Source organism: Candidatus Streptomyces philanthi (assembly GCF_059553635.1).
This window is the reverse complement of sequence record NZ_JCANQV010000230.1, coordinates 1-9,476: the sequence shown is the minus strand read 5'-3', so window position 1 is coordinate 9,476 and position 9,476 is coordinate 1. Positions and strand designations below refer to the sequence as shown.

Sequence of the window (9,476 nt, the reverse complement as noted above, 5' to 3'; positions counted from 1 at the left end):
GTCGAGGTGGACGGCGGCGGCCTCGGACGGGTCGGGGCACTCGGCGGCGGCGCGGCCCGCGCGGTGCAGCTGCTGGGCGCGGAAGCGGAGCAGCGCGCCGTCCTGTTCGGCCTGTTTGGTGTCGGTGACGTCCTGGAAGAACCAGGCGACGCCGAGCGGCACCGGTTCCTCGCCGAGGGGTGAGGCCAGCCGGACGAAGCCGCTGCGCCAGCAGCGGCGGGGGCGGGTGGTGTCCTCGGCGCGCAGGGTGACCCACAGTTCGGTGGCGGCGGGCGGGGTGCCCTCGGCCAGGACGTGCTGGAGGACGCCTTCCAGTTCCTCGACGCCCTGGGCCAGGGGTTCGCCGAGGGGGCGGCCCAGCAGGGCGGTGCGGCCGGTGCCCAGGGCGCGGGCGGCGTGGGTGTTGACGGCGGCGGGCCGCAGGTCGGCGTCGACGAGGACCACGCCCCAGGGTGCCTCGGTGAACAGGGCCTCGCCGAGGGCGAGGGAGCGTTCCAGGTCGATCTGGGTGTGGACCTCGCCGAAGGCGCAGTAGACGCCGTCGGGCCGGCCGGCGGGGTCGCGGACGGCGGCGCACTGGGCGCGGACGAGGACGCGGTGCCCGTCCTTGGTGAGCAGGGCGTGTTCGTGGACCAGGCGGCCGGGGGCGTGCATCGCGGCGAGCAGGGACGCCTCGACGGTGCCGGCGTCCTCGTCGCGGACGGCCCAGCCGTGCAGTCCGGGGCGGCCGACGGCCTCGTCGGCGGTCCAGCCCAGGATGCGTTCGGCCTCGTGGTTCCAGTGGGTGACGGTGCCGTCGGCGCCGAGGGCGAGGAGGCCGGTGTCCATGCCGTCGAGGAGGGCGGTGAGCAGTCCGGAGTCGCGGGGGGAGCCGGGGGCCCGCGGGTGGGGCGTGCCGGGTGCCGCGCCGCCCGGGGAGTGTCCCGCCGGCGGGGCGGAAGAGGCGGGTGAGGCGGGCGATGCGCCGGACGATCCGGACGACGACGGCGAGGAAGAAGAAGCAGCCACTGGCACCCCCTACGTACGCGGCCGCACGTGCTGCGCCTCGTGCCATTCAACTCGAACGTGACCCAGAACACACCGGGTTCGCGGAAATCGCGACCCCCTCCGAGGGCCCCGAATAAATCGGTTGTGGGGCCCGAGAGGAGGTTCGTAATGTGTGGGGCACACGAGAAGGGAGGTGGTTCGGCAGATGATTTCTCACCGGACGCGTGAGGTGGCTGCGGGCTAGGGCCCGTCGCTTCACCCAGTGCGGCGCCGGACCCGCGCATACTGCAGATGCGCAGCCGGCCCAATTCCCAGCAGTCACCCGACCCGCGGGCCGCCGGTTCGTCCGACCGGCCCCCGGTGCCCCACGGCACCGGGGACATGGCCCGCGGGTCGCCCGCGTTTCAGGGCGCCAGCCGCTGGACGCGCCAGCCGCCGCCCTCCCGGACGTACCGCAGCCGGTCGTGGAGGCGGTTCTCCCGGCCCTGCCAGAACTCCACCGCGGCGGCGTCGACCCGGTAGCCGCCCCAGTGCGGCGGCGCCGGAACCTGCTCGCCCTCCGGGTAACGGGCCGCCAACTCCGCGTACGCCTGCTCCAGTTCGGCGCGCGAGGCGACCGGCGAGGACTGGTCGCTGGCCCAGGCCCCCAGCTGGGAGCCGTGCGGGCGGGAGCGGAAGTACGCGGCGGTCTCGTCGCGGCCGATGCGGGCGGCGGTGCCGTCGACGATGACCTGACGGGCCAGCGAGTGCCACGGGAACAGCAGTGACACCCGGGGATTTTCGGCCAGTTCGCGGCCCTTGCGGCTGGTGTAGTTGGTGAAGAAGACGAAACCCCGATGGTCGAACGCCTTCAGCAGGACGGTACGGGAGCTGGGCCGCCCGGCCGCGTCGGCGGTGGAGACGATCATCGCGTTCGGCTCGTGCAGGCCCGCCTCGGCGGCCTCCTTGAACCAGTGCGCGAACTGCTCGTACGGCCCGGGGGCGAGGTCGGGCTCGGCGAGCCCCTCGGCGCGGTAGTGCGCCCGCATGGACGAGGGGTCGGGCGTTTCGGGAAGGACGGGGAACGACGCGTCGGCAGGGTGCACGGCCTCATCTTGCAACACGGCCCCGCCGGGCGGCAGGCCGAGGGACCGAAGTCCGCCCGCCGTCGCCCCCGCGTCACCCTCCCTTCGCGCCCCGGACGCCGCGCATCCGCGCGGGTGGCGCCCGGCACATTCGGGGCCCGCACCCTGTGGCCGGAGGACGCCCGCGGCTATCGTGTGCGGACCGAGGGGACGCAGCGCGCCCCTACGAACGGTGCGCCGACCGGCGGCGCCCCCGTACTCCGCATCCGACGCACCATCCGCACCGCACGGCACCCGCCGTGCCCGCGCGCCGTCCCACCACGGGCGCAACGGCCGCGTGGCCGGCGCCCGCGCGGGGCATCACCGGGGTGACCGGTACGGACCGCGAGCCGCCCGGAGCGGCCGCGGAACCGTGCCGGCGCCGTACACCGACCGCACGGCGGCCGTCCGCCGTCCCCAGCCTTGAGGAGCCGCTTGATGTCCGACTTCGTACCCGGACTTGAGGGAGTCGTCGCGTTCGAGACGGAGATCGCCGAACCGGACAAGGAGGGCGGTGCGCTCCGTTATCGCGGGGTCGACATCGAGGACCTGGTCGGGCATGTGTCGTTCGGGAACGTCTGGGGGCTGCTGGTGGACGGGGCGTTCGACCCCGGTCTGCCGCCCGCCGAGCCGTTCCCGATCCCCGTCCACTCCGGTGACATCCGCGTCGACGTGCAGTCCGCGCTGGCCATGCTCGCGCCCGTGTGGGGCCTGCGGCCGCTGCTGGACATCGACGAGGCCACGGCACGCGACAATCTGGCGCGGGCGGCCGTGATGGCCCTGTCGTACGTGGCGCAGTCGGCGCGCGGGCAGGGCCTGCCGATGGTGCCGCAGCGGGAGATCGACAAGGCGGAGACCGTCGTGGAGCGCTTCATGCGGCGCTGGCGCGGGGAGCCGGACCCCAAGCATGTCGCGGCGGTGGACGCGTACTGGACGTCGGCGGCCGAGCACGGCATGAACGCCTCGACGTTCACGGCGCGGGTGATCGCCTCCACCGGCGCGGACGTCGCGGCGGCCCTGTCCGGCGCGGTCGGCGCGATGTCCGGGCCGCTGCACGGCGGGGCGCCGTCGCGCGTCCTCGGCATGATCGAGGAGATCGAGCGGACCGGGGACGCGGCCGGGTACGTCCGGCGGGCCCTGGACGGCGGGGAGCGGCTGATGGGTTTCGGCCACCGCGTCTACCGCGCCGAGGACCCCCGGGCGCGGGTGCTGCGGCGCACCGCCAGGGAGCTGGGCGCGCCCCGCTACGAGGTGGCCGAGGCGCTGGAGAAGGCCGCGCTGGAGGAGCTGCACAACCGGCGTCCGGACCGGGTGCTGGCCACCAACGTCGAGTTCTGGGCGGCGATCGTGCTGGACTTCGCCGAGGTGCCGGCGCACATGTTCACCTCGATGTTCACCTGCGCCCGTACGGCCGGGTGGAGCGCGCACATCCTGGAGCAGAAGCGGACCGGGCGCCTGGTGCGCCCCTCGGCGCGCTATGTGGGGCCCGGTCCGCGCGCGCCGCGGGAGATCTCCGGGTACGACGGCGTCGCCCGCTGAGCGGACCGGCCGGGAGCGGTGCCGCTCCCGGCCCCGTCCCCTCAGCCCAGCGCGGTGTCCAGCAGCCGCGCCCACTGGGCCACGACCCGGGTGCGGCGCGCGCTGTCGTCGCTGAGCAGGGTGGCCAGGCCCAGGCCGCGGGCCATGTCGAGGAAGCCCTGGACGGTCTCCCGTACGCCGGGCACGGACTCGTCGGCGCCGAGGAGTGCGACGGCGGTGCGGTGCGCCTCGCGGCCGATGCGGGCCTCCAGCTCCGTGACGCGGGAGTGGAGTTGTTCCTCGTGGGACGCGGCGGTCCACAGGTGGAGGGCGGCGCGGAACAGCGGGCCCGTGTAGAGGTCGACGATGGCGGCGACGACGGCGCGCCGGTCGGCGGCGCCGTCCGGGAAGAGGTCCCGCAGCGCCCGGGTGCGTTCCTCGGCGACGTACTCGACGGCGGCGGTGAACAGGTCCTCGCGGGTGGGGAAGTGGTGCTGGGCCGCGCCCCGGGTGACCCCGGCGCGTTCGGCGACGACGGCGACCGTGGAGCCCGACCAGCCGTGCGCGGCCAGGCAGGACACGGCGGCCTCCAGGAGGTTGCGGCGGGTGGCGCGGCTGCGTTCCTGCCGGGGTTCCTTGGCGCCGCGGGCGGGCGCGGTCACCGTGCCCACACCGGGTCCCGGCGTTCGAGGAAGGCGGTCATGCCCTCCCGGGCCTCGTCCGAGGCGAACAGCCGCGCGGACTCGGCGGCCAGGGCGTCCGCGTCCCGGTCGAAGGCGCGCAGCACACCGGCGGTGACGAGCCGTTTGGAGGCGGCGAGGCCCTGCGGGGAGCCCTTGCGCAGCCCGTGGAGGACGGGGGCGAGCGCGGCGTCCACATCGTCGGCGGCGAGGGTGACCAGGCCGATGCGGGCGGCCTCGGCCGCGTCGAACCGTTCGCCGGTCAGGAAGTAGCGCGCCGCGGCGCGGGCGTCCAGGCGCGGCAGCAGCGGCAGGGAGATGACGGCGGGCGCGAGGCCGAGGCGGGCCTCGGTGAAGGCGAAGGTGGCGCCGGGCCCGGCGGCGGCGATGTCGCAGGCGCCGAGCAGTCCGAGGCCGCCGGCCCGTACGTGCCCGGTGACGCGGGCGACGACCGGTACGGGCAGTTCGAGGAGGGTGCGCAGCAGCCGGACGAGGTCCGGGGGGCCGCCGCCGGTGCCGGGGGCGGTGGCCTCCGTGAGGTCGGCGCCCGCGCAGAAGGTGGTACCGGTGTGGCCGAGGACGACGGCGCGGGTGCCGGGGGAGGCGGCGGCGTCGGCCAGCGCGGCGTGCAGGGCGGTGACCAGCCGGGTGGAGAGCGCGTTGCGGTTGCGGGGCGAGTCCAGGGTGAGGGTGGTGATGCCCTGGTGGTGGGAGATACGTACGGGAGGGGCGTCCGGGGCGGACGCGGCGGTGGCCGCCGCGTCCGCGCCCACGCCCGCGGCGGCCCCGTGTGCCGGGCCGCCCGTCTGCGGGCCGTCGGTCATCGGGTGGTCGAACTCCTTTCCCTGTCGCGCAGTTCGCGCCGGAGGATCTTGCCGGTGGCGGCGCGTGGCACGCGATCGGTGAACTCCACGCGGCGCACCCGTTTGTACGGGGCGACGCGTCCTGCGACGTAGGTGATGATGCCGTCCACGCTCAGCGCGTCGCCCGCGGCCCCCTCACGGCGTACGACGAACGCCTTGGGGATCTCGTTGCCCGCCTCGTCCGGCACACCGATGACCGCCGCGTCGGCGATGGCGTCGTGGGCGAGCAGCAGTGCCTCCAGGTCGGCGGGCGCGACCTGGTAGCCCTTGTACTTGATCAGTTCCTTGACCCGGTCGACGACGTAGAGCCAGCCGTCCTCGTCGATCCGTCCGACGTCCCCGGTGTGCAGCCAGCCGTCGGCGTCGAGGACGGCCGCGGTCTCGGCGGGCCGTCCGAGGTAGCCCCGCATCACCTGCGGGCCGCGCACCCAGATCTCCCCGTCCTTCCCCGCGGGCAGGTCCTCGCCGGTCTCCAGGGACACCAGGCGCATCTCGGTGCCCGGCAGCAGCTTGCCGACGGCGCCGGGCGGCGGGTTCTGGGCGTCCAGGGGGACGACATGGCTGCCGGGCGACAGTTCCGTCATCCCGTACGCCTGGAGGACGGGCGGCAGTCCGAGGCGGCGGGAGCAGGCGGCGGCCAGTTCGGCGTCGAGGGGCGCGGCGGCGCAGACGACGTGCCGCAGGGACGACAGGTCGTAGCGGGCGACCAGCGGGTGCTTGGCGAGGGCGAGCACGATGGGCGGGGCGACGTAGACGGAGGTGATGCGGTACTTCTCGACGGCGGCGAGGAACTGCTCCAGGTCGAAGCGGGGCAGGACGACGACGGTGGAGCCGTTGCGCAGCGGGGCGTTCATCAGCGCGGTCAGCCCGTACATGTGGAAGAACGGCAGGACGGCCAGGACCCGGTCCTCGGGCCCGCTGCTGAGGAGGGCGTCGAACTGGGCGAGGTTGGTGGCGATGCTGCGGTGGGTGAGCATCACGCCCTTGGGGGTGCCGGTGGTGCCCGAGGAGTACGGGAGGACGGCGAGGTCGTGCACCGGGTCGACGGTGACCGAGGGCTCGGGCCCGGTGGAGGCGGCGAGGTCGTGGACGGAGCGGTGGCCCGGCGCCCGGTCGCAGACGAGGACCTCGGTGACACCGCCGGCCCTCCGGGCGGCGCCCCGCGCGGTCTCCAGCAGGGCCGCGCAGGTCACCACCCAGCGGGCCCGGGAGTCCGCCAGTTGTTTGGCCAACTCGTCCTCGGTGGCCAGCGGGTGGACGGTGGTGACGGCGGCGCCGCAGCGCGAGGCGGCGTAGCAGACGGCGGGGAAGACGAGGGAGTTGGGACTGTGCAGGGCGATCACATCGCCCTCGCGGACACCGGACTCGGCGAGGCCGGCGGCGATGCGGCGGCTGAGGTGATCGAGCCGGGCGTGGCTGAGGGTGCTGCCGGTGATGCCGTCGATCAGTGCCGGGCGGTCGCCGTACGCGGCGGACCGCCCCAGGACGGCTTCGTGGATGGGCAGTTCGACGGGGTCGACGGCGGGGTACTCGCTGCGGAAGACGTGGGACACGGTGGTGGGCCTTTCCCTGGGGACTGATGGGTGGGCCGTGCGGCGCGCGGACCGGCCACGCGCCGCGGTACTGGCCGGGCCGGCCGGGGCCGGCCCGCGGGGCCGCCGGTCCACGGCCCCCGGTGTCACCAACGGGCCGGACGGGCGGGGGTCACGAGCCGTACCGCACGACGTCACGGACCGTCCCCGCGGCCGACCGCCGAACCCTCTTTCGTCAACCCGGACGATGGGGTTCGGCGGCGTTCCCTAGTACGACTTCGGCAGCCCCAACGTCTGGTGGGACACATAGTTGAGGATCATTTCGCGGCTGACCGGGGCGATCCGGGCCACCCGGGCCGCGGTGACCAGGGAGGCCAGTCCGTACTCCTGGGTCAGGCCGTTGCCGCCGAGGGTGTGCACGGCCTGGTCCACGGCGGCGACGGCGGCCTCGCCCGCCGCGTACTTGGCCATGTTGGCGGCCTCGCCCGCCCCGGCGTCGTCGCCCGCGTCGTAGAGGTGGGCGGCCTTGCGCGTCATCAGCCCGGCGAGTTCGAGGTCGATGTGGGCGCGGGCGAGGGGGTGGGCGATGGCCTGGTGGGCGCCGATGGGTTCCTTCCACACCTGGCGGGTGCGGGCGTAGTCGACGGCGCGGCCGAGGGCGTAGCGGCCCATGCCGAGGGCGAAGGCGGCGGTCATGACGCGTTCGGGGTTGAGTCCGGCGAACAGCTGGAGCAGTCCGGCGTCCTCGTCGCCGACCAGGGCGTCGGCGGGCAGCCGTACGTCGTCCAGCGTCAGCTCGAACTGCTTCTCGGGCGCGGCGAGTTCCATCGGTATCGGGCTGCGGCCGAAGCCGGGGGTGTCGCGGGGGACGATGAACAGGCAGGGCTTGAGGCGTCCGCTCCTGGCGTCCTCGGTGCGGCCGACGATCAGGGTGGCGTCGGCGATGTCGACACCGGAGACGAAGACCTTGCGGCCGCTCAGCACCCAGTCGCCCCCGTCCCTGCGGGCGGTGGTGGTGATGCGGTGGGAGTTGGAGCCGGCGTCCGGTTCGGTGATGCCGAAGGCCATGGTCAGGCTGCCGTCGGCGAGCCCCGGCAGCCACCGCCGCCGCTGCTCCCCGGTGCCGAAGCGGGCGATGACCGTGCCGCAGATCGCCGGGGAGACGACGAGCATCAGCAGGGGGCAGCCCGCGGCCCCCAGTTCCTCCAGGACGATCGACAGTTCGGTGATCCCGGCGCCTCCGCCGCCGTACTCCTCGGGGAGGTTGACGCCGAGGTAGCCGAGGCGTGCCGCCTCGTTCCACAGCGCTTCGGTGCGGGTGCCCTCGGCGACGGCGCGGGTGAAGTACGCGCGGCCGTAGCGCTGTCCGAGGGCGGCGACGGCGGCGCGCAGCGCCCGGTGTTCCTCGGTCTCGATCCCAGGGGTGCTCATGGCGGCTCCATGTGTGCGGGTGGGTGAGGGGGCGGTTCTTCCGGGGCGGGCCGTCATGCGGTGACGACGGCGAGCAGGGTGCCGACCTCGACCTGCTGGCCGGTGCGGACCGGCAGGCTGGTGAGGGTTCCGGCGGCCGGCGCGGTGACGCGGTGCTCCATCTTCATCGCCTCCAGCCACAGCAGCGGCTGCCCGGCCTCGACGCGGTCGCCCTCGGCCAGGCCGTCGGCGGTGCGGGTGACCGTGCCGGGCATGGGGGCGAGGAGCGAGCCGGGTTCGGCGCGGTCGCCGGGGTCGGGGAAGCGGGGCAGTGCGGTGAAGGCGTACGCGGCGCGGGCGGCGTCGACGTGCACCCGGTCCCTGTAGCGGCTGACGGTGAACTCCCGCCGTAGTCCGTCCACGTCGAGGACCACCCGGCCGGGTGCGGACGCGACCAGTCGTACGCCGGGGAAGTCCTCGGCGTGCAGCCCGCCGCGGTCCAGCCGGTAGCGGACGGTGTGTTCCGTCCCGGCGCGGGCGTACGTACGGGTCTGCGGCCGCGAGGGGACGTTGCGGAAGCCGCCGAAGCGGGACCGGCCGTGGGCGTCGGCGAGGGCGGCGGCGAGGGCGAAGAGGGCGGCCTCCCCGTCGGTGTCCTCGGTCAGGGCGGGGAGGTTGCGGTCGTAGAAGCCGGTGTCGAGTCCGGTGGCGTCGGCGAACTCCGGGTGCCGCAGGGTGCGGACGAGCAGCTCACGGTTGGTGGCCGGGCCGTGGACGCGGGTGCGTTCCAGGGCGTCGGCCAGTGCGCGGACGGCCTCCTCGCGGCTCGGCGCGTGGGCGATGACCTTGGCGAGCAGCGGATCGTAGTGGACGCCGACGGTGTCGCCGCCGGTGACACCGGAGTCGAGCCGTACGCCGCCGGGCACGGTGAGGCGGTGGACGGTGCCGGTCTGCGGCCGCCAGCCGGCCGCCGGGTCCTCCGCGTAGAGCCGGGCCTCGACGGCGTGGCCGCGCGCCGGAGGCGGCGCGGCCTCCAGCCGCCGGCCCTCGGCGACGCGGATCTGGAGGGCGACGAGGTCGATGCCGAAGATCTCCTCGGTGACGGGGTGTTCGACCTGGAGGCGGGTGTTCATCTCCAGGAACGCGGCCCGCCCGTCGGCGGCCACCAGGAACTCGACGGTGCCGGCGCCGCGGTAGCCGATGGCGCGGGCGGCACGGACCGCGGCGCCGTGCAGGCTCTCGCGCAGCGCGTCCGGCAGGCCGGGCGCGGGGGCCTCTTCGACGACCTTCTGGTGACGGCGCTGGAGCGAGCAGTCGCGGGTGCCGAGGGCCCAGACCGTGCCGTGCGCGTCGGCGAGGACCTGCACCTCGACGTGGCGTCCG

Annotated in this window: 8 protein-coding genes; 1 reads left to right on the top strand and 7 read right to left on the bottom strand. The window is 75.0% G+C overall.

Annotated features, from left to right (window positions below; all coding sequences use genetic code 11):
• Window positions 1-852: PAS domain-containing protein (locus tag AC51EU_RS22550; RefSeq protein WP_496268853.1), on the bottom strand; the 852-nt coding region annotated here is incomplete at its 3' end.
• Between the two features lie 539 nt (window positions 853-1,391).
• Window positions 1,392-2,015 carry a pyridoxamine 5'-phosphate oxidase gene (pdxH, locus tag AC51EU_RS22545; RefSeq protein ID WP_496268852.1) on the bottom strand — a complete coding sequence of 208 codons (624 nt, stop codon included), beginning with the start codon at window positions 2,013-2,015 and terminating at the stop codon, window positions 1,392-1,394.
• A 513-nt stretch (window positions 2,016-2,528) separates the two neighbouring features.
• On the opposite strand from pdxH, the gene AC51EU_RS22540 reads away from it, so the two are divergent.
• Window positions 2,529-3,629 carry a citrate synthase 2 gene (locus AC51EU_RS22540; protein WP_496268851.1) on the top strand — a complete coding sequence of 367 codons (1,101 nt, stop codon included), beginning with the start codon at window positions 2,529-2,531 and terminating at the stop codon, window positions 3,627-3,629.
• Window positions 3,630-3,670: 41 nt separating this feature from the next.
• Here AC51EU_RS22540 and AC51EU_RS22535 read toward each other — a convergent pair whose 3' ends face one another.
• The 5 genes from AC51EU_RS22535 to AC51EU_RS22515 form a co-directional block, all read right to left on the bottom strand.
• Window positions 3,671-4,279: a TetR/AcrR family transcriptional regulator gene (locus AC51EU_RS22535; protein ID WP_496268850.1), complete on the bottom strand. Its 609-nt coding sequence runs from the start codon at window positions 4,277-4,279 to the stop codon at window positions 3,671-3,673.
• Window positions 4,267-5,112: an enoyl-CoA hydratase family protein gene (locus AC51EU_RS22530; RefSeq protein WP_496268849.1), complete on the bottom strand. Its 846-nt coding sequence runs from the start codon at window positions 5,110-5,112 to the stop codon at window positions 4,267-4,269. The genes AC51EU_RS22535 and AC51EU_RS22530 overlap by 13 nt, the downstream gene beginning before the upstream one ends.
• On the bottom strand, window positions 5,109-6,704 hold the full coding sequence (locus AC51EU_RS22525) for a 4-coumarate--CoA ligase family protein (RefSeq protein WP_496268848.1): 1,596 nt from the start codon (window positions 6,702-6,704) through the stop codon (window positions 5,109-5,111). The genes AC51EU_RS22530 and AC51EU_RS22525 overlap by 4 nt, the downstream gene beginning before the upstream one ends.
• A gap of 246 nt (window positions 6,705-6,950) precedes the next feature.
• Window positions 6,951-8,114: an acyl-CoA dehydrogenase family protein gene (locus AC51EU_RS22520; protein WP_496268847.1), complete on the bottom strand. Its 1,164-nt coding sequence runs from the start codon at window positions 8,112-8,114 to the stop codon at window positions 6,951-6,953.
• Window positions 8,115-8,167: 53 nt separating this feature from the next.
• On the bottom strand, window positions 8,168-9,476 hold a 1,309-nt coding region (locus AC51EU_RS22515), incomplete at its 5' end, for an ATP-binding protein (protein WP_496268846.1).

Bases quoted from the DNA above. Each gene is read 5' to 3' on its own strand.
- AC51EU_RS22540 (WP_496268851.1), top strand. From the start codon at position 2,529: ATGTCCGACTTCGTACCCGGACTTGAGGGAGTCGTCGCGTTCGAGACG.
- AC51EU_RS22530 (WP_496268849.1), bottom strand. From the start codon at position 5,112: ATGACCGACGGCCCGCAGACGGGCGGCCCGGCACACGGGGCCGCCGCG.
- AC51EU_RS22520 (WP_496268847.1), bottom strand. From the start codon at position 8,114: ATGAGCACCCCTGGGATCGAGACCGAGGAACACCGGGCGCTGCGCGCC.
- pdxH (WP_496268852.1), bottom strand. From the start codon at position 2,015: ATGCGGGCGCACTACCGCGCCGAGGGGCTCGCCGAGCCCGACCTCGCC.